Raw genomic sequence first — 20,944 nt, forward strand, 5'->3', positions numbered from 1 at the left:
TAATAGATGAAAAAGAAAAAAACGATTTATTTTTTATGTACCGGCAATTCATGCCGCAGTCAAATGGCAGATGGCTGGGCGAAGAAGCTCTTGCCTGAGTGGGAAGTGAAAAGCGCAGGACTTGAAGCGCATGGACTGAATCCGAATGCTGTCAAGGCAATGAAGGAAGTGGGGATTGATATTTCCACAAATACTTCTGATGTCATTGATCCGGAAATCTTAAATCATGCTGAGCTCGTTGTAACATTATGCGGGCACGCAGATGAGCACTGCCCAGTAACACCGCCCAATGTGAAGCGGGTTCATTGGGGATTTGATGACCCGGCGAAGGCAGAAGGTACAGAAGAGGAAAAATGGGCCTTCTTCCAGCATGTGCGTGATGAGATTGGAGCAAGAATCAGTGAGTTCGCTAAAACAGGTGAATGATTGGAGACTAGGCGGCCAGGGAGATTTCTCTCTTGCCGCCTCTTTATTTAAATTGGATTTATGGATACTCGAACTCTGTTGCAACTTTTCTTTAATGGAGGAAGGCCGGCCAAGCGCCCTGATGCCTGAATAAAATACCAATCGTTATCTGAACACCGACTAATAAAGGATAAGACTACCCAAAGAACTAGCAATCCAAGCTTTCGATTTACTTCATATATAAGAATCATTCGTTATAGCTTAAAAGAAATATGGTTTTTTGAAGGGAAAGAACGGAATCAAGGAGAAAGAGTAATAGAAGGAGGAATGGAGTGGTGAACCAATCTTTCATCATAATAGCCATTATCTTGTTTATACTCGCATATCTCATAGGGGTGAAAAAGCAAACTTGGCTCTTATCAGGCTTTACCTTTATTCAGCAAAAGTCTTCAACTTAGATAAGCGCGAGATGAATGCAAACACCCTCTGAATAAAGGTGAAGCCTCCGGCGGATGGCAGAAAAGTTGAAAGGAAGGTTTTCGGACGGGGCCCGAACAACTTTTCGCCGCAATAACTCCGAGGTGTTATTGATTGAAAAGCTCGCAGGATTGGTTGGCTCTTACAATCTCATCATGGGCATGGTCATGATTGGAGGGGCCCTCATTAATCACCCGGATGCACAAGCATTGATTCCTGTTTTGATTATTGGATATGTTGTTCTGATTGCTTATGTAAATACAAGAATGATTGATTTACAAATATGTATGTAGAAGGTGAAGGGATGAAGAAGGCGCTTCTTGTTATTGATGTGCAAAATGGAATGTTCCAGGAAGGAGAGGCTGTATACAGAGGAGATGAACTATTAGTGAGGTTAAAAGAAATCATCAATCAAGCCCGAGTGAATCAAATACCGGTTCTCTATATCCAGCATAATGAACCTGATGGCTGGCCATTGGCGGCCGGTACTAAGGAATGGGAGGTACACCCTGCTATCACTCCTGAAAGGGGGGATCCTGTCATTCAAAAGGCAACGCCGGATTCATTTTACAATACAAAATTGGAAGCGGAATTGAAAAAGAAAGGAATTGAGCATGTCATCATCACAGGCATTCAAACGGATGTATGTGTGGATACGACCTGCAGAAGAGCGTATAGCATGGGCTATAAGGTGACGCTGCTATCTGACGCACACAGCACATGGGCCTCTGAGGAACTGACAGCTCAAGAAATCATCAACCATCACAATCGAGTGCTTCGCTGGTTTGCGGATGTCTGCACTAGCAATGAAATTGAATATGCATAAGGAGCAGGAAGAAAAATCACATTGGTTTTTCCTCCTGCTTTTTATCATGTTCGTTCCAAGCTGAAATCAGCTGATTGCATCAATAAATCTGATTTTCAACCAAAATCATTCCTAGTTAGTCTTTTATTGTTTGTCATAGAATCGAGAGCGACATTTTTTGAAAGATATCCTATCCTTTTATTCATTTATGGGCGAACGGATGATTTGAAGGTCGAAAAATGACAGGTACGAGAGCAGTCTAAGAAGTGTGGGCGAGAAAAATCCTGTAAGGGCGCTTTCCTGGAGTTATGGGCGGAAAAATTAGCACCCTGATATGCAAGAACCAAGTTCAGCATAAATAAATGGCTCAATTGCAAAAAGCTGATTCAATGGCCCTCCTAAGCGGGCATTGAATCAGCTTTTCTTCGTTTATACATGAAGACGGGGAATTCCCATCCTTTCACTTCATTACATTGCAGTCAAACCGCCATCTATGACGAACTCAGATCCTGTAGAGTAAGAGGATTCATCAGATGCTAAGTATACAACTAAGTTAGAAACCTCTTCTGGTTTAGCGACGCGTTTGAGCGGGATATGTTTAGAGAAGGCTTCTACAGCTGCTTTTGTATCCTCCTGTACTACCATTGGGGTCGCGATGACACCAGGGTGGACAGAGTTCACACGTATGCCGTAATTGGCGCATTCTACAGCTGCTGCTTTCGTCATACCGCGCACAGCGAATTTCGTATCTGTGTAGCCAATTGCTCCTGCCACTAGGCCATTCATAGATGAGATATTGACGATAGAGCCGCCTCCTGCTTTTTGCATGGCAGGAATAACTGTTTTCATGCCTAGGAAGACAGAAAGCTGGTTAATATCGACGATGCGGCGGTATTCTTCCTCTGTTGTTTGCAGGATGGATTTCGCCATCGTGATACCTGCATTGTTGACTAATACATCGACTCTCCCAAATGCTTTCTCAGCTTCAATGACAACCCTTTCCCAATCTTCAGTACTTGTTACATTTTGACTGACAAATAAAGCGTTTTCTCCTAATTCTGCAGAAAGTGCCTCGCCTTTTTCTTTATTTAAGTCTGTAAGAACGACCTTTGCACCTTCTTCAATGAATTTGCGTGCATGTGAAGCGCCCATGCCTTGAGCAGCACCAGTAATAATTGCAACTTTACCTTCTAATCGAGCCATGAATATATCCCCCTTAATTTTCCTTATATAATTTTGGTAAAATTAATTTACATCTGTAAATTAACAGAAAAAGTGGATGTTTGTCCAATAATAGGATTGATGTCATAATAAATGTGACAAAATAATGATAATTTCTAGTTAATAAGGAGGGAGAATATGGCTGGCAATGAAGATCGCCGAGCAGTGCGGACGAAGAAGAAGCTAAAGAAGGCGTTGTTGACCTTACTTGAAGAAAAGGATTTACTCGATTTGACGATTACGGAGGTCGCCCAGTTTGCCGGCTGTAATCGAGTAACCTTTTACTCGCATTATAAGGATTTACAGTCGTTATTATCGGCTATTGTGGATGAGTATTTAGATGGTCTTGTCGCGAACTTTCGAAGAAGCTTTCAAAATCGAAAAAGCATCACAGCGAACGATGTAAGCAGACAGGTGCCAATCTTCGAATATATTTATGAGAATCAATTTGTTTTCTCCTTGATTTTGAAAGGAGAGGTACTGCCAGGTTCCCAGAATCAGTTTTGTGAGAGTCTGGTGAAGGTTTCTGGATCGGAGCTGGAGCTGAAGGATAAAACTGCAGTAGAAATCCCGGTGTTAAATTATTTTTCAACTTATGGCAGTCTTGGCTTCTTTCTTTACTGGGCTATGACTGATTTCAAGGATTCTCCTGAGGTTATGGCACAGAAATTAGCCTATCTTCAAGGGAAAATGTTCGTAGAAGCCACGGTCCGCGACAAATAAAAGGCACCAGCTTAAACAGCTGTTGCCCATTGTTATTAGCGGTACACCTTCATTGGCAAATAGGTTAAGGATTGCCCAGTGGCAGAGGGGGTTAAATGGCCCTCAAGATCAAATCCAGCTACAGGCTCAATCTGTGAAAATCTGTGGAGGAAGGCTTCTAAGATGACTTTCATTTCCAAACGGGCAAGAGGGGTGTCTAAGCAAAAGTGGGGACCATTCCTGACTGTCAGGTGCTTTCGGTTATTCTTGCGGTGGATATTCAGGATGAACGGGTCCGCAAACATATCACCGTCCATATTGGAAGCGCTCATCCCTGTAACGACCACATCGCCCTTTATTAAGGGGGCACCGAGCAAGTCATTATCCTGTTTCACGGTTCGGACCCTCCTTGACAGATGGAAACGATAGCGAAGCATTTCTTCAACAGCTTTTGCAGATAACGCCGGATTCTGATGCAATTCCTCATATAGAGTTCCTATATTTCCCATGAAAAGGATGAAAGACTGTACTGGATTGATGCATTAGCGGAACGTATCCGTGCAAGAGAATTGTAGTATGGAGCTGGATCGTCAGTCCTTTTTTTGTTTGAGAGGCATTATGACTTACAACTAATGGTGATACATATATAATAATCACAGAATAAAGGAGGCCTGAACGCATGATTCCAATCAATGTCAAGAATACAAGCTTAATATTAGAGGGCGGCACGTTCCGTACCGTTTATACAGCGGGAATCTTGGATGGTTTCCTAGAGAAAGAAATCATGTTTCCATACATATTGGGAATCTCAGCTGGGGCAATCAGTGCCTGTTCCTATGTGTCTGAGCAGAAGAATCGGACAATCCGTTTTATTTCTACGTATCGAAATGACAAACGATATATAGGTATGCGGAATTTCCTTACGGAGAGAAGTCTGTTCGGGCTTACTTTTGCGTATGATACCATTCCCAATCAATTGGATTTCTTTGATTGGGAAACCTATCAAGGATATAAGGGGAGCCTTTTGTTTGGCGTGACGAATGCTTATACAGGAGAAGTAGAATACATTGATGCGAAAACAATGGATAAGGGAGCAACAATTCTCCGGGCAACCTGTGCCATCCCGGTGCTTTTCCCTGAGATTAAATTGAATGATGTTCCTTATTATGACGGTGGTTTAGCTGATCCGATTCCTATCCAAAAGGCCATCGCTGACGGTTATGATAAGCATGTCATTATTCTGACCCGGGAGCAGGGCTATCGGAAGGTGCTCGACGGCCAGACGAAATGGGCTATGAAGCTTTTTCGAAAGAAATATCCGCAAATGGTACGTGCGATGGAGAAGCGAGCGGACAATTATAATCAAACGATGGAGTTGATTGAGAAGCTGGAGAGGGAAGGAAAGGCATTTGTCTACCGTCCGCCCTATGCGCTGAAAAGCTTTGAGAAGAACACGGATGTTATGTGGGAATCACATAAGAAGGGGCTTGAGCATTTCTATGACCGGGAATCAGAATTGCTTGACTTTCTTGGGGATTGCTATGTAGGAAAACAAATCAAACTGTCACAATGACAAAAGAACCCATATATTATGGGTTCTTTTGTTTTAGCTGCTAATAACTTGAGCTTTTCGGTCTTGGCGTTTGTGTAATTTCTTCATGGCCTGACGGGCAATTGGCTGGGCGATCAGAGCCTCAACCCAAAAAGCGATGCAGAAGTTGCGCGCCAAATATAGAAGAAGTTCTCGATTGGATACATGGTGATTTCCCGCAGCCCTATCCAAGTGCCGATAATGAATAAAAAATGAGGATGACTGCTGACTTAAAGCATCGTCCTTTTTTATCCTAATGCAAGAGGAAGAGGAGGCGGTTTAATCATATCGACTAGGAAAGCCGCCATTTCTTCGGCGCTTTCCTTTGTTCCTTCCTTTGCCCATTCAAAAAGAACATTATGAATGGAGCCAGTGAAGAAGAAGGCTTGGTATTTATATGCAGAAGATAGAGATAGGCGAGTGAAATCATTGACTGATTCGAGCAATAGAGGGGAAAGATTTGCTTTTGAAAGACAAATCAGAAACTCATTATGCTTCAACCATGTTTGAAAGTACTTCACGAGACATTCATACCTATGTTTATTTGGATCCAAATTCTTTACTGTCTTATGAAATTCTTTGTGGATATCTTCGAAGTGCTGAATAATAATATCTTCTTTAGATGAGAAGTTACGGTAATAAGTCACTCGTGAGACTCCGGCCTTTCTGGCGATTTCTGTGATGGTAATATCCTTGTAAGCTTTCTCCCCCATCAGCTGAATCAATGCCGTTGTAATACAATCCCTTGCAAATACATTTGTGGGATTCCTTTCCTCTCTCAAGTTACAAAACCTCCTCACTTGTTACACCTGCGATTAAATTCCCGAAAAACGATTGTGTCTACATATTATTTTAATATAATAAATATCATTGGATGTATCAAGCGATGTATGAATTAACTAGCTGCATTCAGCAGTAATAGGAAAGGGAGTATCGTTTCAGATGATTAAAATATTCAAGTATCTGAAGACGAAGGAATGGATGCTCATTCTTGTGAGTGTGCTGTTCATCGTCACGCAGGTATGGCTTGATTTAAAGCTTCCTGATTATATGTCTGACATAACGACATACACCCAAACGCCTGGCAGTGAAATGAGCCAGATTTGGGAAGCCGGAAGCTATATGCTTTTATGTGCTTTAGGAAGCCTGGCTGCTTCTGTGATTGTCGGCTTTTTTGCCGCACGTGTGGCTGCGTCATTCTCCGCACGTTTAAGATCTTTACTCTTTGAGAAGGTTGAATCCTTTTCTATGGAAGAAATTAATCGGTTTTCAACGGCGAGCTTAATTACTCGTTCAACGAATGATATTACGCAAATTCAGATGATTATTGCGATTGGTCTGCAAGTGCTGATTAAGGCGCCGATCTTAGCTGTTTGGGCAATTGTAAAGATTTCCGGCAAGAGCTGGCAGTGGACGAGTGCGACGGGGTTTGCTGTATTGTTCCTGCTTGTGATGATTGCCATCATAGGAAGCTTAACCTTGCCGAAATTCAAACGCATCCAGTCTCTTACTGATAATCTCAATCGTGTGTCAAGGGAGAACTTGACTGGGCTGCGTGTGATTCGTGCCTATAATGCAGAGAATTACCAAGAAGAGAAATTCGAGGGTGCGAATGAAGAACTGACTAAGACAAATCTATTTACAAACCGTATGATGGCGAGCTTTATGCCAACTATGATGTTGATTATGAGCGGCCTAAGTCTTGCTGTCTATTGGATTGGGGCTTACTTAATCAATGAGGCAGACATGATGGATAAAATAAGCCTATTTAGTGACATGGTCGTGTTCTCTTCTTAGGCCATGCAGGTCATTATGGCCTTTATCATGCTGACTGTCGTGTTTATCCTGCTTCCACGGGCAGCTGTTGCAGCAGGACGTGTCAATGAGGTGCTTTCTACACCATTATCCATCCTTGATGGGGAAATGGGGGAGTGTGGATTTGGTCATAAAGGCAAAGTGGAATTTCGCAATGTCAGCTTTAAGTATCCTGATTCCAATGAGTATGTACTGAAAAATATCAGTTTCACCGCCAATCCAGGTGAAACGGTCGCCTTTATCGGTGCAACGGGCTGCGGAAAGAGCAGTCTCATCAATTTAATTCCTCGATTCTATGATGCGACAATAGGTGAAGTGCTCGTTAATGATATGAACGTGAAGGATTATAAAGTGAAGAATTTGCATAATAAGCTTGGTCTTGTACCGCAGCGAAATATTTTGTTCAGCGGCGACGTAACTTCAAATGTAGCCTATGGCAATAATGGAAAAGGGCCGATATCGGAGGCAGAAGTGAAACGGGCGGTTGCGATTGCACAAGGGACGGACTTTGTCGAGAGAATGGACGGGCAATATAAGGCCCACATCGCTCAAGGTGGAAGCAATCTATCTGGCGGCCAAAAACAGCGGATGACAATTGCACGTGCAATCAGCCGCAACCCTGAAATCTATCTATTTGATGATTCCTTCTCGGCACTTGACTATAGGACTGACCGGATGCTGCGTGCTGCACTCAAAGAAGAGACGTCGGGTGCAACGAGCCTGATTGTCGCACAGCGTATTGGTACAATCATGGATGCTGATAAAATTATCGTCCTGGATGAAGGAAAAATGGTCGGCTGCGGCAAGCATGAAGAACTATTGCGTTCTTGCAAGGTTTATCAGGAAATTGCCTATTCTCAACTTTCAAAGGAGGAGCTCGAAAATGCCCAATAAGTTACAGCCTAAAAAACATGCTCGCTCTCTTGAAAAAGGAGAGAAAGCCGGCTTTAAGCAGTCTTGGGGCAAGCTGATTGCCTACTGTAAACCATATATGACAATGATTATTCTTGCCATTACACTGGCATTCATCGGAACAATCTTTACCATTATCGGTCCTGATTACTTAAGTGAATTAACCGACATCATCATGGAAGGCTTGATGACGGAAATTGATTTAGAGGCGATTAAGAAAATCGGGTTCTTCTTGGCTGCCTTATATGTGTTAAGCTCCCTGTTTTCGTATCTTCAAGGGTTCATTATGGCGACAGTTACACAGAAGGTATCAAAAACTCTGCGGACGGCCCTTTCTGAAAAGATCAATAAGCTGCCATTAAGGTATTTTGATTCTAACAGCTATGGAGATGTCTTAAGCCGTATTACGAACGATATCGATACGCTTGGGCAAACGATGAATCAAAGCATCGGGACGCTTGTGTCTGCAGTGACATTATTTATCGGCTCGCTCATCATGATGCTGACGACGAATGTCATAATGGCCTTAACAGCTGTTGCGTCCACCGTTATCGGTTTTATGCTGATGGGATTGATTGTCAAGAATTCGCAGAAACATTTCTCCAATCAGCAGCGTGAGCTTGGAGCCATTAACGGCTATGTGGAAGAAATATATGCAGGACATTCTATTGTTAAGGTATATAACGGAGAAGAAGAGGCGAAGGAAACATTTGAAGCCATCAATAAGCGTCTGTATAACAGTGCTTGGCGTGCCCAATTCCTTTCCGGAATGATGATGCCAATCATGACCTTCATCGGAAACTTCGGTTATGTGGCGGTCTGTGTTGTCGGTGCATCCTTAGCGATGAACGGCAAGATTTCCTTTGGGGTTATCGTTGCTTTCATGGTCTACATCCGTTTGTTCACGCAGCCGCTTGCCCAAATGGCCCAAGCGGTCACGAACCTACAATCAACAGCAGCGGCAAGCAAGCGTGTCTTTGACTTCCTGGATGAAGCAGAGCTTGAAGATGAGAGCCATAAAGAGGCCATTCTGCAAAATGTCAAAGGGGATGTTGAGTTCAAGAATGTCCGCTTCGGCTACAATGAGGATAAGACCATCATTCATAATTTCTCCGTGTCAGTTAAAGCAGGCGAGAAGGTCGCCATTGTTGGACCGACCGGTGCAGGGAAGTCAACTATGGTTAACCTGCTTATGCGCTTCTATGAGGTCAATGCTGGTGAAATTTTGATTGACGGTGTGCCAATCCATACATTAACGAGAGAGAATGTTCATGAGCAATTCTGTATGGTATTGCAGGATACTTGGCTCTTTGAGGGAACGATTCGAGAAAATATCGTTTATAACAAGAACGGTGTAACAGATGAAGAGATTACGACCGCATGTGAGGCGGTTGGCATCCATCACTTCATTCAGTCATTGCCGAATGGATATGATACTGTGCTAAATGACCAAATCAGCCTTTCTGCCGGCCAAAAGCAGCTCTTAACCATTGCGCGTGCCATGGTGGAAAATGCTCCGCTTCTTATCTTGGATGAAGCCACAAGCTCAGTTGATACCCGGACAGAAATCTTGATACAGGAAGCGATGGATAAATTAACGGCCGGCCGTACATCATTTGTGATTGCGCACCGTTTATCCACCATTAAGAACGCCGATATGATTCTTGTCATGAAGGACGGAGACATTATCGAAAGCGGAACACATGATGACCTTCTTGATAAAGAAGGGTTCTACGCAGAATTGTATAACAGCCAGTTCAGTGAAGAGGCTGTCGTGGAAGAAGAATATGCAATCTAAGTTTAAACCAGGAGAATGGTCTCCTGGTTTTTTTGATTGTTCTGGCTGATTGTCTTGTGAATTCTCTTTCAGTTCAGTATGATGGATAAAATTACTGAATTTTCTTATAAAAAATGAACGGAGGGAATGGCATGGTTATACTCGAAAAGCAGAACTATATTTATTCCTTTGATAAAGAACATAAGCCAGCCCTGAAGGTATCGGCCGGTGCGAAAGTAGTTATTGAAACACACGATTGTTTCCTAGGTCAAATTGATTCGGAGGAGACCGCCTATGAGGCAATTGACTGGAATCATATCAATCCAGCCACAGGCCCAATCTATATAGAGGAAGCTAAGGCGGGCGATATCCTGAAGGTGAAGATAGACGATTTGGAGATTGCACCAACAGGCATTATCGCGACAGGCAAGAATCTTGGAGTTATGGGGCATCGGCTCGAGGGGTTCGCAGTTAAGAAGGTCGATATCGTAGACAATACATACGTATTTAATGATCGGCTGAGACTGCCGATCAATCCGATGATTGGCGTCATTGGAGTGGCTCCGGCGCAGGAGGGAGTCTCATGCGGGACACCAGGTGAGCATGGTGGAAATATGGATACCACGTTGATCACCAAAGGAGCTGAGCTTTATTTACCGGTCTTTCACGATGGAGCCCTTTTTGGTTTAGGTGATTTACATGCCGCCATGGGAGATGGAGAAATAGGGGTTTCTGGTATAGAGGTTGCCGGGAGGGTAACGGTTACCTTGGATATCCTGAAAGGAAGGTCTATTCCTCATCCGATTGTCGTAAATGAAGATGGAGCTGCCATTATTGTCTCCAAGCCGACGCTGGATGAAGCGGCAAAAGAGGCTGTAGAATGCTTTGTTGATATCATGCAGCCGCTTACAGGTTTATCAGCAGCTGACTTGTCTATGCTGCCTTAGTGTCAGCGGTCATGTGCAAGTTTCGCAGATTGTTGATCCTTTGATGACGGCTAGATTTTTCATCCCAGCGAGAGTATTCCATTCATATGAAATTAATTTATTCTAATAGAAAATGTAAGCAGGCGTGTTGTAAGAGACAGGCCTGTTTTTATTGTGTTGGATGTGGAAAATGTTCATAAAAATATAATATTTTGATATAAGAAAAAGGTGGTATATATATAGTGAAAGCGTTATCGCTTTTGGAACAAATAGGAGGGATTATGATGGGCAGATTAGATGGAAAAGTTGCTGTCATTACTGGAGGAGCAAGGGGTATGGGGGCCTCTCATGTTCGTAGATTTGTGAAAGAAGGTGCAAAGGTTGTCATCACAGATCTGAATGAGGAAGGCGGCATGGCTCTTGCAAATGAATTAGGGGAAAATGCGTTATTTGTTAAGCAAGATGTGACGAAAGCAGCTGATTGGGAACATGTCGTTAAAGAAGCAGAAGAAGCATTCGGTCCTGTGAATGTACTCGTTAATAATGCAGGCATCAGCATGAATAAGACTATTTTTGAGATTACAGAAGAACAGTACCGCAAAATTGTGGAAATCAATCAAGTGTCCGTCTTCTTGGGAATTAAGCACATTCTTCCGTCTATGCAGAAGACAGGAAATGGTTCTATCGTGAACATTTCCTCCTTGAATGGGCTCGTCGGCGGAGCGATCGGGTACACAGATACGAAATTTGCGGTTCGTGGTTTAACGAAAGCGGCAGCCCTTCAAGTGGCCGGCCTTGGCATCCGTGTAAACTCCGTCCATCCAGGTGTTATTGAAACACCAATGGTGACCCAAGGGGATGCCGTGGGGGTCATTAAGGAATTTGCTAAACATATCCCGTTGAAACGTGTAGCAAAACCAGAAGAAGTAACGGATTTAGTCACCTATTTAGCATCTGATGAATCCGGCTATTCTACTGGCTCAGAATTCATTGTTGATGGCGGATTATCTGCCATGTAACCATTTGTGATAGGGTCTTTCCGGATAAGTCTTTTATCCAGAGGCCCTTTTTTGTTTGCAAAAAAAAGATGCCATGAAGGCATCTTGAATAATGGCTTATATAATAGCTTCGTTTGTAATTTCCTCAAGAAGGGCGATTACATGCTCTTGGCCCTTTTCAAATTCGTTAACGAGCTGTTTGAGTTGTTTTGCTTTCTTATATTCAACAAGTTTACGTGAATAGTTTCTGATAGTATTAGAGGAGTTCACTGCCTCTTCGGCTTTTAGAATTTCTAAATCAATCATATACTTTAAGCTGTCTTTTGTTAGCTGTTCCATTCTATGCACCTCATATTCTTGAATATGTAAGTATGATAACATCAAATTATGCTGTATACAGTATAACTAACGAACCTGTTAGACTAGGAAAATCCTTTGTGAGTTATCGCATAATTTTTGATTTTCTAACAAGTTTGTCTCAAAAGGGAGGAGCGGGAGTATGGGGTATATAGAGGATATAAGGAAGCTGGTTGGACATCGACCACTGATTTTGGTTGGCTGTGTGGTCGTGATTCTGGATGAAAGAGGCCGGCTCCTGCTTCAAGAGCGAGTCTACCCGAAAGGAACTTGGGGATTAGCAGGCGGATTGATGGAGCTTGGTGAACGTGCGGAGGATACCGCTAAGAGAGAGGTTTTGGAGGAAACAGGCCTAGAGGTAGAATCGTTAACGATGATGAATGTCTACTCTGGTCCTGAGCATTTCGCGGTGGCAGAGAACGGAGATGAATTTTATATGGTGACCTGTGCTTACTATACAGACAGCTATAGGGGCGAACTGAAGGTGGATTTGACAGAATCCTGTCAGGTTCGTTTCTTTGATCCTGATCAGCTCCCTGAACGAATGGTGAAAAGTCATCGGATGATTATTGAGGAATATTTGTCTAAACAGGATCTAAGCCGGTAAGATGCATAAGGAGTATTCGCTTTGCAAACCTTATAGATAGGACTATCTATGAGGGAGTACACCATATGAATGATAACATAATTGATTTTCAGATGTGCTTGCTGAAACGCCAGCATCGCAAGCAGTTAGGGATGAATGAATTCGAATACAATGTGCTTATGGGCACGATGAAATGGCTGCTTCACTGTATGCCTCCGTCAGCGAAGCTGCACGCGCGAGAGCTCTCTATTCAATCATCCATCCAAGATTTATATGGAATGGATTCAAAGGCCTTTTATCATGCGGTGGACCATATGTACAGGCATTTTCATCTGCCGGAGCATTCGATGAATCGAGCCAGTCTAATTGAGAATTTCCAAACGGTTGGAGATGTGGCTAAGTATATGGAAATCTGCATTTTGAAGGCTTGAGCAGCATCAATCAAAACGGCTTTTATCAGGCGAGCAGTTTCTGCTTTGCCTTCTTTGTTTTCCACAGGTCATAAAATTATTTTATTTCTTTCGTTGACATGAAACGCGTTTCATACTTTACACTTATTCCAAGCCAATAACCATATTCAGGTGAATAAACATGACAAATATTAAAGATGTGGCAGCAAGGGCCGGAGTATCGGTAACAACAGTCTCTCGAGTATTGAATAATCACCCTTATGTAAGCGTTCAGAAAAGGGAGGCTGTGCTCGCAGCTATTGATGAAATGAATTATTATCCGAATATCAACGCTGTGCACTTAAGTAAAGGGAAAACACAAGCAATGGGCGTGGTTCTCCCTTATACAGACCATCCGTATTTTGGGCTTCTTCTGAAAGGAATCGCCAGTATGGCACTTGAGCATAATTATAAGCTCGTATTATACCAAACAAATTATCAAAAACGGGTTGAGCTGGAAGCTTTACAAATGCTGAAGACGAAGCAGATTGATTCCTTAATCATTTGCTCAAGGGGTTGCGAATGGTCCGTCATTGAAGAGCATATGCAGTACGGTCCAATTGTTGTAGCAGAGAAGCGGGATGACCCGCGGGTATCCTTGACCTATGTGAATCATTATGCTGCTTTTACAGCTGCCTTGGATTATTTATATAAAAAAGGGCACCGGAAAATCGGCTACACCATCAGCCGAACGAACGGAACAAGCAGCCGTGATCGTGAACAGGCTTATAAGGATTTTATCCGTCAGCATGGTTTGGCGTATCGGCCTGACTATATCATTGACCAATGCCTTTATTTCGAGGACGGCAGGCGTGTGATAGAGTGTATTCAGTCCATGCCGGAGCCGCCGACAGCCTTGCTTGCAACTAGTGATCAAGTGGCTGCGGGTGTCATGCTTTGTTGTCACCATGAAAAGATTAAGGTGCCGGACGACTTGGCGATTATCGGCTTTGATAATCAGCCGATTGCGCAGATGATGAATATCACTACAATGGAAATACCGCTTGAGCAAATGGGACAGAATTTGTTTAAACAAGCGCTAAGCGGAAAAATAGACAGCAAGGAAATAACTGTATCCTTGATTGAACGGGGCACAGTTTAACAGAATCGCTGTAGAAAGTAGGAATAAGGATGAAAGAAAAAAGTGTCATATTTTTTGATATTGATGGTACATTATTAGACCATGAAAAGGAATTGCCGCTTTCGACTAAGAAGGCTGTCTTCGCATTGAAGGAGAAGGGACATGAAGTGGCGATTGCGACGGGCCGAGCTCCGTTCATGTTTGAGAGCTTGCGCCGGGAACTCGAAATTGAGACATATGTCAGCTATAACGGACAGTATGTCGTTCTTCAGAATGAAGTAATTTATGCGAATCCATTGAAGATCTCAGCACTTGAACAATTGACGAAAAGTGCGCTTGAGCGGGAGCATCCGATCGTTTATATGGACCATGAGGACATGAAAGCAAATGTTCCGCCAGAGCATAATTATATTACAGAGAGCATCAGCGAGCTTAAGCTTGATGTCTTTCCAACCCATGACCCGCACTACTACCAGGGCAGGGAATTGTATCAATCACTTCTCTTTTGTCCAGAGGGTGAGGAACGATTCTATGAGGAGACCTTTAAGGATTTCGATTTCATTAGATGGCACCCATTCTCTGTAGATATTCTTCCACAAGGAGGCTCCAAAGCGAGAGGGATTGAGAAAATAACAGAACGGCTTGGCTTTGCAAAAGAACGTCAATATGCCTTTGGAGACGGACTGAACGATATCGAGATGCTCACACGTATTGAAAATAGCGTAGCCATGGGCAATGCTGTAGAGCGTGTGAAGGCTGTAGCAAAATACATCACAAAGCCGGTTGATGAAGAGGGGATTCTGCACGGTCTTCAGATGGTCGGGCTGCTTTAAGCTAAACAATTGATTCTTTTTGATATCTCTACTATTGTGAGAGTAGATACCAGAAAATGCTAGATAGACAGGTGGGATATCGAAATGAAGATAGAAATATGGTCAGACTTTATTTGTCCGTTTTGTTATATTGGGAAACGCCTGCTTGACCAAGCAATTGCAGCTTTTAACCATAAAGAACAGATTGAGGTTATTTACAAAAGCTATGAATTGCATCCTGATGTGGAAAGTGACGAAAGAATTGCTGTACATGAAATGCTTGCTGGCAAAATGGGGGTTTCAGTCGAGGAAGCCTCAGCCATGAATGAGCGTGTGAAGGCACATGCTGCTTCGGTTGGCCTTGATTATCAATTTGATTCTATGAAACAAACAAATACCCTTGATGCTCATCGCCTGCTGAAATATGCAGAAACAGCAGGATTGGCATCGGCTTATACAGAGCGTCTTTTTAAGGCTCATTTTACCGAGTCAGTATTCATCGGCAAAAAGGAAAATCTGTTACGGCTTGCAGAGGAAGCGGGATTAAATCGTGTACAGGCAGAGCAGGTTCTATCAAGTGATGCCTATCTAGATGAAGTGCGCCGCGATCAACTGGAGGGACAGACCCTTGGAGTCAGAGGGGTTCCGTTTTTTGTCTTTAATCGCAAATATGCCATTAGTGGTGCACAGCCGCTTGAGCTGTTCCAGGAAACACTTGACCGTGTGTGGAAGGAAGAAAATCATCTCCCTTCTGAATACGAGATAGAACCAAATGGTGATGTTTGTACAGGTGATGGCTGCGAAGTAGGAGAAAAGGAATAAGTGAGCGTAACAGGCCCGGAGGCAGAATCTCCGGGTTTTTTTGTTATGTGCTTTACATGTATCCAAAAGGAATTAGTATATTTATATTATTTTAAAAGTTGATTTTCAAAGAGTAGACACTATATTTGAAAATATCAAAATATTATTTTAATATATAATCATACCATAGAAAGGAGGAGGAAGGAAGATGGAATTTGCTGCTAAGGATTATAGACAGATTGCAAGAAATAAACTAAAAGGTCATTGGGGTTTAGCAATTGGGGTTTTCTTTACCGTTGCTTTAATTACGTCAGCTATTGATGCATTAGCGCAGGATAACTACTATGTTTATTGGATTCTCTTGCTCTTTATTTCCGTTCCATTGTCTGTAGGGCAATTATGGTTCTTTCAGGATGTGGAAAGAGGCGAAACATTGACCTACTCCCATTTATTTGACACTTTTAGAAAAGACTATGTCCGTACATTGACGGCCATGCTGCTTGTTTACCTTTATACATTTCTCTGGTCATTATTATTGATCATTCCTGGGATAGTGAAAGGTTTATCTTATTCGATGACGATGTTCGTGCTGCGCGATCATCCGGAAATGACCGCAAGTGAAGCGATAAAGGAAAGCCAACGATTGATGTACGGCAAGAAATTTGATTTGTTTAAATTGATCTTATCCTTTATAGGATATGTCATTCTTCCATGGGTGCTTATCGGAGCTGGAATTGTTTTGATGATCGCTCAAGTAGGTATATCAGGGATTGTGGAATCAGCCGGGCTTATGGCTATAGGTATAGCGAGTGGAACGATACTGGCGTTGATTGGGCTTGCCTTATTCTTTGCGATAAATATTTACTTAACACCATATATCTTAACATCGCTCGCAGCCTTCTATGATAAATATGTGACTACATCTGTTGTCACACCAGAGGAATGAGGCTTTCATGGGGCAGGGTTTTCCCTGCCCTCATGTTTTTGGCTTAATGGGAGATTCCTTTGCCAGGATGTATAACAGCTGGGTAGCCATATAGGAGGGAGTATACTTAAACCCTCCTTTCACCCATTCAACAATTAATCCCAAAATAGCATAAGATTGATAGCTTGCCATTAACTCATGGTCAATGACAGGATCGTCAAAATCCTTTATATGATCAGAGATGGATAAATCCTTGAGCAATTCGCCAATCTTGTTCAGAAAACCAGGAAGGGCATCATCGTGGATGACAATAGTGTAGAAGGTCGAATACTTGGCGACATGATCAAAGATTTTGATAGCTGATGCACTAAGACGATCATAATAGAAGGTTGATTGATTATGATACGGCGCTCGATAGGAATCCGTCAAATCTGAAAAGACATCATTAATCAAGTCATTTAATAAATCTTCCTTGTCTTGATAATGCTTGTAGAACGTGCCCCGGTTTAAATCGGCTAATTCAACTATTTCTGAGATGGTAATCCGTTTAAACGGCTTTTGATCCATTAAAGTAATGAGAGCTTGTTTTAATGCATGCTTTGATTTAGAAACCCTTCTGTCAACAGTCATAGAGAATATGCCTCCTTTTGTAGAAAATTGTAAAAATAATCAACAAAATTATATCTTCTGTCTATTAGTCAACAAACAGGAGTTTTTTGAATATTGAAGATTATTTGGTTAAATTCTATACTAAAAAGAGACAGATGTATATTTTTCAACATTTGTATACTTATGTGAAAAGGGGAAATCGACGATGAAACTTCAAGGGAAAGTAGCAATAGTTACTGGCGCTGCATCAGGCATGGGGAAACAAATCGCTATGTTGTATGCAAAAGAGGGTGCAAAAGTAGTCGTTTCTGACTTGAATTTGGATGGAGCAAATGCAACGGTTGAAGATATTAAGGCAGCAGGCGGGGAAGCTCTAGCGATCAAAACAAATGTAGCTGTGGAAGAGGATATTCAGACACTTGTAGATACAGCAGTAGATAAATACGGAACGGTTGATATTCTTGTGAATAATGCGGGAATCATGGACGGATTTGAACCAGCTGGGGATATTGTTGATGATAGATGGGAACGTATCTTTGCCGTTAACACGACAAGTGTTATGCGTGCGACAAGAAAGGTCATTCCAATTTTCCTTGAGAAAGAAAGCGGTGTCATTGTAAACGTGGCATCTGCTGGAGGTCTATACGGGGGAAGAGCGGGTGCAGCTTATACAGCCTCTAAGCATGCTGTTATCGGCTTTACGAAAAATACTGGCTATATGTACGCTCAAAAAGGCATCCGCTGCAACGCAATTGCTCCGGGGGCTGTTATGACAAATATTCAGGCTTCCATGACCAATATTGATAAATTTGGGGCATCTAGACAGCAGGCAGGTATGGGTATTAATCCTCGTGCAGGCCAACCAGAAGAAATTGCCCAAGCCGCTTTGTTCCTTGGATCAGATGATTCAAGCTTTGTGAATGGTACCGTTTTGGCAGTAGACGGCGGATGGACAGCCTATTAAGAATGAAATAGATTCAAATGGATATACCTGCAACGGGTATATCCATTTTTTATGGTTCTATACTAAATGTTGGGGTGTCCACAAAAAACGGACATAAAAAAAGAGCACACATGCTCCACTTTTCTTATACTTGAATTGTCGAGAAACAAGTCGAAAAGGAGATGTGTGCTCTTGAATTTTAACATAACATTGCCAGGTTTAGAAGACGTTAAGGTGATAAAGTCCAAGGTAAATGATCATGGTGTTTTTGAAATGACCGTGGAGATGCCCCTGACCCCGCATATTTGTCCAAGATGCGGCGAGAAAACAGGGAAGGTTCATGATTATCGCATCCAGTCCGTTCGACATCTGAAAATGGCGGAACGACCAACGATTCTCCAGTATCGTAAACGCCGGTATGCCTGTCAATGCGGGAAAAGGTTTGCCGAACAGAATCCGTTTGTCGATCGGTATCAACGCTTCTCAAAAGAATGGAACCAACAAGTACAAATACGAGCCATCAAAGCGAAGACATTCAAGGAAATCGCCGCTCAATACCACACATCCGTCAGTACCATCATCCGGCGGTTTGATGCCATTGTCCCGTCCTCCATGAAGGGGAAGTCAGCCTTACCAGAAGTGATTGCCATTGATGAATTCAAGGGGAATACAGGCAAGGAAAAGTACCAGCTCATCATCGCAAATGCCGAGACTCGCGAGCCAATTGACATCCTACCAAACCGGCGAAAGGACACCATCAAGGACTATTTGCGCCAATACGGCGCGAAGGTGAAAGTGGTGGTCATGGACATGAGCCAGGCCTTTAAAGCGGCGGTTCAACAGGCGTTGGATCGTCCCATCATTGTGGCGGATAGCTTTCACTTTGTGCGATATATGAATTGGGCGCTGGATCGGGTTCGAGTGAGGGAACAGGCCAGGTGGCATGAATATGACCGAAAGAAATGCAAGAAAGCCCGCTATATCTTTCATAAAGCTGCTCATAAATTAACGGAGAAAGACCAATGGCTTCTTCAGCGATACTTCAGCTTTTCCCCTGAGCTCCAGAAAGCGTATGAGCTCAAGGAAGCCTTTTATACTTGGTTTTATAAGGCAAAAGAAAATGGAGAAAATGGGATTGTGGAGACGCAGAAAGAACTTCGCAAGTTCTATCAGAAGGTAGAAGAGAGTGGCATTCCTGAATTGAGCAAGACAGTCCAAACGTATCGAAACTGGGAAAGAGAAATCTTAAATCGCTTCGAGTTCAATTACTCGAATGGGTTTGTGGAAGGCTTAAACAATTTGACAAAGGTCATGAAACGGAATGGATTTGGCTATCGGAATTTCACCCGATTCCGCGCGAGAATCCTTCTCCATCATCAATATAAAAACATCGGCGATTCATTAGGATAAGGGATAGAGCAAAAAGACTCTACCCCAACACTTGAAAAAGAACCTTTTTTATGTGTAAGAAAAGTTGCCGGATGTTCAATCTTTTTCCTTGAAAAAGAACATATTGCTAATTGGAAATGTTACACTATTGTTATAAAAATATCCTAATGGATATTAAGGACGTGATTAATCTGCTAAAACGGAAATTCTCGAAGCTGAACAAGAAGATTCACGAAGAGAATGGTGTTCACATTTTTTATAAAATTCAAGAACAAGATACGTACTTATGCAATTTAATCGCTTTTATTGATTCTGCCTTAGAACAAGGGGATCATGTGCTGTTAATTGAAAGTGAACGGATTATGATGAAGCTCCGTACGGAACTTAAGAGAAGATTGACGAGTGAGCAGCTTGGCTGTATTCATATGATCAATAATTTCAGCTATTATGTTTCAACGGGCAGTTTTCAGCCGGCTGTTATCTTTGACCATTTATCAAGAACATTGCAGCCGTTTTTTGATGAAAGAATTTCGTTTAGGATATGGGCTCATGTAGAGTGGGGACATCAGGAGGGGATTATCCCGATTCTTGAAGAATTTGAATGTGAGGCAGATAAGATTGTCAGTGAACTCGGTTTATATTTAGTCTGCTCTTACGACGAGGACCGTCTCCCTGAAACGCTTGAAGATAGATTGATGAAGTGTCATGGTTATGTCTTGATGGATAATGATATCGTTATGTCCGAGCTTTACGATCAAGTAAATGAATCAAGCCGCACCTTTAAAGAGGGATGATTGTTTTATAATTGATGTAAAAAAACACCTGTCAGCTTGATTGCTGGCAGGTGTTTTTTTTAGATTTTCTTCACGAATTCTGATTTGAGCTTCATAGCACCAAAACCTTCGATCTTGCAATCAATATCATGATCGCCGTCAACGAGACGAATATTTTTCACTTTCGTGCCGATTTTGATGACAGAGGAGCTGCCCTTTACCTTCAAGTCTTTAATGACAGATACAGTGTCACCGTCATTAAGAACATTGCCGTTTGCATCTTTGATGATTTTTACATCTTCATTGCTTTCCTCGGATTCAAGTGTCCATTCATGTGCGCAAACCGGACATACAAGCATATTTCCGTCTTCGTATGTGTATTCTGAGCCGCATTTCGGGCAATTTGGTAAGTTTTCCATCGTAATTCCTCCGTTACTGTTTCGAGACAAGCGGCATTCGATGCCGCCTTTCATTCTCTATGTTTTCTCTGCCTTTATACTGTCATAGTCTTTCCGGAAAGACAATATTTCAAGTGCATGTAAAAAATGGATACACAAGTGTTTTAGTATCAGACAGACTTATAGCGGAAT

23 protein-coding genes and 2 pseudogenes are annotated in these 20,944 nt (G+C 42.4%); 18 read left to right on the forward strand and 7 right to left on the reverse strand.

The genetic code is table 11. The features are described from left to right. The first annotated feature begins 6 nt into the window (after positions 1–6). From arsC to ACY8DX_RS04295, 3 genes are all read left to right on the forward strand, one after another. Positions 7–426 (forward strand): arsenate reductase (thioredoxin), encoded by a 420-nt coding sequence (arsC, locus tag ACY8DX_RS04285; protein WP_462406256.1) that lies wholly within the window; start codon positions 7–9, stop codon positions 424–426. Between the two features lie 491 nt (positions 427–917). After that, positions 918–1,175: a hypothetical protein gene (locus ACY8DX_RS04290; protein WP_462406257.1), complete on the forward strand. Its 258-nt coding sequence runs from the start codon at positions 918–920 to the stop codon at positions 1,173–1,175. An 11-nt stretch (positions 1,176–1,186) separates the two neighbouring features. Beyond that, entirely contained in the window at positions 1,187–1,708 is a 522-nt protein-coding gene (locus tag ACY8DX_RS04295; RefSeq protein ID WP_462406258.1) for a cysteine hydrolase family protein, read from the forward strand. Positions 1,709–2,155: 447 nt separating this feature from the next. Here ACY8DX_RS04295 and ACY8DX_RS04300 read toward each other — a convergent pair whose 3' ends face one another. Continuing rightward, entirely contained in the window at positions 2,156–2,890 is a 735-nt protein-coding gene (locus ACY8DX_RS04300) for a glucose 1-dehydrogenase (protein WP_049671981.1), read from the reverse strand. 156 nt (positions 2,891–3,046) lie between these two features. Here ACY8DX_RS04300 and ACY8DX_RS04305 point away from each other — a divergent pair, with 156 nt between their 5' ends. Continuing rightward, complete coding sequence (locus ACY8DX_RS04305) at positions 3,047–3,631, forward strand: TetR/AcrR family transcriptional regulator (RefSeq protein WP_049671980.1); 585 nt, start codon at positions 3,047–3,049, stop codon at positions 3,629–3,631. A gap of 35 nt (positions 3,632–3,666) precedes the next feature. Here the strand turns inward: ACY8DX_RS04305 and ACY8DX_RS04310 are convergent. Continuing rightward, a pseudogene (locus tag ACY8DX_RS04310) lies at positions 3,667–4,101 on the reverse strand (cytochrome P450); the annotation flags it as partial. Positions 4,102–4,289: 188 nt separating this feature from the next. Here ACY8DX_RS04310 and ACY8DX_RS04315 point away from each other — a divergent pair. Beyond that, positions 4,290–5,183: a patatin-like phospholipase family protein gene (locus tag ACY8DX_RS04315; RefSeq protein ID WP_462406259.1), complete on the forward strand. Its 894-nt coding sequence runs from the start codon at positions 4,290–4,292 to the stop codon at positions 5,181–5,183. 33 nt (positions 5,184–5,216) lie between these two features. Here ACY8DX_RS04315 and ACY8DX_RS04320 read toward each other — a convergent pair whose 3' ends face one another. Continuing rightward, positions 5,217–5,393 carry a hypothetical protein gene (locus ACY8DX_RS04320; RefSeq protein WP_462406260.1) on the reverse strand — a complete coding sequence of 59 codons (177 nt, stop codon included), beginning with the start codon at positions 5,391–5,393 and terminating at the stop codon, positions 5,217–5,219. Between the two features lie 56 nt (positions 5,394–5,449). Next, positions 5,450–5,983, reverse strand: a complete 534-nt coding sequence (locus ACY8DX_RS04325) for a TetR/AcrR family transcriptional regulator (RefSeq protein WP_049671978.1) — start codon at positions 5,981–5,983, stop codon at positions 5,450–5,452. 160 nt (positions 5,984–6,143) lie between these two features. On the opposite strand from ACY8DX_RS04325, the pseudogene ACY8DX_RS04330 reads away from it, so the two are divergent. From ACY8DX_RS04330 to ACY8DX_RS04345, 4 genes and pseudogenes are all read left to right on the forward strand, one after another. Further along, positions 6,144–7,910 (forward strand): annotated as a pseudogene (locus tag ACY8DX_RS04330) (ABC transporter ATP-binding protein). Then, entirely contained in the window at positions 7,900–9,726 is a 1,827-nt protein-coding gene (locus tag ACY8DX_RS04335; protein WP_439802467.1) for an ABC transporter ATP-binding protein, read from the forward strand. The pseudogene ACY8DX_RS04330 and the gene ACY8DX_RS04335 overlap by 11 nt, the downstream one beginning before the upstream one ends. A gap of 131 nt (positions 9,727–9,857) precedes the next feature. Further along, the gene (locus tag ACY8DX_RS04340) at positions 9,858–10,652 is read left to right on the forward strand and encodes an acetamidase/formamidase family protein (RefSeq protein ID WP_439802468.1); all 795 of its coding nucleotides are present in this window, start codon (positions 9,858–9,860) and stop codon (positions 10,650–10,652) included. Between the two features lie 263 nt (positions 10,653–10,915). Continuing rightward, positions 10,916–11,650 carry a glucose 1-dehydrogenase gene (locus ACY8DX_RS04345; RefSeq protein WP_439802482.1) on the forward strand — a complete coding sequence of 245 codons (735 nt, stop codon included), beginning with the start codon at positions 10,916–10,918 and terminating at the stop codon, positions 11,648–11,650. 96 nt (positions 11,651–11,746) lie between these two features. Here ACY8DX_RS04345 and ACY8DX_RS04350 read toward each other — a convergent pair whose 3' ends face one another. Next, a complete protein-coding gene (locus tag ACY8DX_RS04350; protein ID WP_049671974.1) occupies positions 11,747–11,968 on the reverse strand; it encodes a hypothetical protein in 222 nt (73 codons plus the stop codon). A 160-nt stretch (positions 11,969–12,128) separates the two neighbouring features. Between ACY8DX_RS04350 and ACY8DX_RS04355 the strand changes: the two genes are divergently transcribed. The 6 genes from ACY8DX_RS04355 to ACY8DX_RS04380 all read left to right on the forward strand — a co-directional run bounded on the left by ACY8DX_RS04355 (position 12,129) and on the right by ACY8DX_RS04380 (position 16,661). Beyond that, the gene (locus tag ACY8DX_RS04355) at positions 12,129–12,593 is read left to right on the forward strand and encodes an NUDIX hydrolase (RefSeq protein WP_049671973.1); all 465 of its coding nucleotides are present in this window, start codon (positions 12,129–12,131) and stop codon (positions 12,591–12,593) included. A 65-nt stretch (positions 12,594–12,658) separates the two neighbouring features. Beyond that, on the forward strand, positions 12,659–13,003 hold the full coding sequence (locus ACY8DX_RS04360; protein WP_462406261.1) for a hypothetical protein: 345 nt from the start codon (positions 12,659–12,661) through the stop codon (positions 13,001–13,003). Positions 13,004–13,163: 160 nt separating this feature from the next. Continuing rightward, positions 13,164–14,123, forward strand: a complete 960-nt coding sequence (locus tag ACY8DX_RS04365; RefSeq protein ID WP_462406262.1) for a LacI family DNA-binding transcriptional regulator — start codon at positions 13,164–13,166, stop codon at positions 14,121–14,123. Between the two features lie 29 nt (positions 14,124–14,152). Beyond that, a complete protein-coding gene (locus ACY8DX_RS04370) occupies positions 14,153–14,935 on the forward strand; it encodes a Cof-type HAD-IIB family hydrolase (protein ID WP_439802470.1) in 783 nt (260 codons plus the stop codon). Between the two features lie 84 nt (positions 14,936–15,019). Next, positions 15,020–15,736, forward strand: a complete 717-nt coding sequence (locus ACY8DX_RS04375; protein WP_439802471.1) for a DsbA family oxidoreductase — start codon at positions 15,020–15,022, stop codon at positions 15,734–15,736. A 187-nt stretch (positions 15,737–15,923) separates the two neighbouring features. Further along, the gene (locus tag ACY8DX_RS04380) at positions 15,924–16,661 is read left to right on the forward strand and encodes a DUF975 family protein (protein WP_462406263.1); all 738 of its coding nucleotides are present in this window, start codon (positions 15,924–15,926) and stop codon (positions 16,659–16,661) included. Positions 16,662–16,691: 30 nt separating this feature from the next. Here ACY8DX_RS04380 and ACY8DX_RS04385 read toward each other — a convergent pair whose 3' ends face one another. After that, entirely contained in the window at positions 16,692–17,270 is a 579-nt protein-coding gene (locus tag ACY8DX_RS04385) for a TetR/AcrR family transcriptional regulator (RefSeq protein ID WP_439802473.1), read from the reverse strand. Between the two features lie 184 nt (positions 17,271–17,454). Between ACY8DX_RS04385 and ACY8DX_RS04390 the strand changes: the two genes are divergently transcribed. The 3 genes from ACY8DX_RS04390 (at position 17,455) to ACY8DX_RS04400 (ending at position 20,375) form a co-directional block, all read left to right on the forward strand. Next, positions 17,455–18,213, forward strand: coding sequence for an SDR family oxidoreductase (locus ACY8DX_RS04390; RefSeq protein ID WP_462406264.1), 759 nt, complete (start codon positions 17,455–17,457; stop codon positions 18,211–18,213). A 165-nt stretch (positions 18,214–18,378) separates the two neighbouring features. Next, positions 18,379–19,602: an ISL3 family transposase gene (locus tag ACY8DX_RS04395; RefSeq protein WP_462406874.1), complete on the forward strand. Its 1,224-nt coding sequence runs from the start codon at positions 18,379–18,381 to the stop codon at positions 19,600–19,602. Between the two features lie 116 nt (positions 19,603–19,718). Then, positions 19,719–20,375 (forward strand): MEDS domain-containing protein, encoded by a 657-nt coding sequence (locus ACY8DX_RS04400; RefSeq protein WP_462406265.1) that lies wholly within the window; start codon positions 19,719–19,721, stop codon positions 20,373–20,375. 59 nt (positions 20,376–20,434) lie between these two features. On the opposite strand, the gene ACY8DX_RS04405 is transcribed toward ACY8DX_RS04400, so the two are convergent. Next, positions 20,435–20,773, reverse strand: a complete 339-nt coding sequence (locus tag ACY8DX_RS04405) for a zinc ribbon domain-containing protein YjdM (protein ID WP_049671965.1) — start codon at positions 20,771–20,773, stop codon at positions 20,435–20,437. Between the last annotated feature and the right edge of the window lie 171 nt (positions 20,774–20,944).

This window comes from Gracilibacillus sp. Marseille-QA3620, assembly GCF_054950035.1.

Bases quoted from the DNA above. Each gene is read 5' to 3' on its own strand.
- ACY8DX_RS04290 (WP_462406257.1), top strand. From the start codon at position 918: ATGGCAGAAAAGTTGAAAGGAAGGTTTTCGGACGGGGCCCGAACAACT.
- ACY8DX_RS04340 (WP_439802468.1), top strand. From the start codon at position 9,858: ATGGTTATACTCGAAAAGCAGAACTATATTTATTCCTTTGATAAAGAA.
- ACY8DX_RS04335 (WP_439802467.1), top strand. From the start codon at position 7,900: ATGCCCAATAAGTTACAGCCTAAAAAACATGCTCGCTCTCTTGAAAAA.
- ACY8DX_RS04365 (WP_462406262.1), top strand. From the start codon at position 13,164: ATGACAAATATTAAAGATGTGGCAGCAAGGGCCGGAGTATCGGTAACA.
- ACY8DX_RS04390 (WP_462406264.1), top strand. From the start codon at position 17,455: ATGAAACTTCAAGGGAAAGTAGCAATAGTTACTGGCGCTGCATCAGGC.
- arsC (WP_462406256.1), top strand. From the start codon at position 7: ATGAAAAAGAAAAAAACGATTTATTTTTTATGTACCGGCAATTCATGC.
- ACY8DX_RS04400 (WP_462406265.1), top strand. From the start codon at position 19,719: ATGTTACACTATTGTTATAAAAATATCCTAATGGATATTAAGGACGTG.
- ACY8DX_RS04300 (WP_049671981.1), bottom strand. From the start codon at position 2,890: ATGGCTCGATTAGAAGGTAAAGTTGCAATTATTACTGGTGCTGCTCAA.
- ACY8DX_RS04405 (WP_049671965.1), bottom strand. From the start codon at position 20,773: ATGGAAAACTTACCAAATTGCCCGAAATGCGGCTCAGAATACACATAC.
- ACY8DX_RS04315 (WP_462406259.1), top strand. From the start codon at position 4,290: ATGATTCCAATCAATGTCAAGAATACAAGCTTAATATTAGAGGGCGGC.
- ACY8DX_RS04380 (WP_462406263.1), top strand. From the start codon at position 15,924: ATGGAATTTGCTGCTAAGGATTATAGACAGATTGCAAGAAATAAACTA.
- ACY8DX_RS04350 (WP_049671974.1), bottom strand. From the start codon at position 11,968: ATGGAACAGCTAACAAAAGACAGCTTAAAGTATATGATTGATTTAGAA.
- ACY8DX_RS04370 (WP_439802470.1), top strand. From the start codon at position 14,153: ATGAAAGAAAAAAGTGTCATATTTTTTGATATTGATGGTACATTATTA.
- ACY8DX_RS04295 (WP_462406258.1), top strand. From the start codon at position 1,187: ATGAAGAAGGCGCTTCTTGTTATTGATGTGCAAAATGGAATGTTCCAG.
- ACY8DX_RS04385 (WP_439802473.1), bottom strand. From the start codon at position 17,270: ATGACTGTTGACAGAAGGGTTTCTAAATCAAAGCATGCATTAAAACAA.
- ACY8DX_RS04375 (WP_439802471.1), top strand. From the start codon at position 15,020: ATGAAGATAGAAATATGGTCAGACTTTATTTGTCCGTTTTGTTATATT.
- ACY8DX_RS04360 (WP_462406261.1), top strand. From the start codon at position 12,659: ATGAATGATAACATAATTGATTTTCAGATGTGCTTGCTGAAACGCCAG.
- ACY8DX_RS04355 (WP_049671973.1), top strand. From the start codon at position 12,129: ATGGGGTATATAGAGGATATAAGGAAGCTGGTTGGACATCGACCACTG.
- ACY8DX_RS04305 (WP_049671980.1), top strand. From the start codon at position 3,047: ATGGCTGGCAATGAAGATCGCCGAGCAGTGCGGACGAAGAAGAAGCTA.
- ACY8DX_RS04345 (WP_439802482.1), top strand. From the start codon at position 10,916: ATGGGCAGATTAGATGGAAAAGTTGCTGTCATTACTGGAGGAGCAAGG.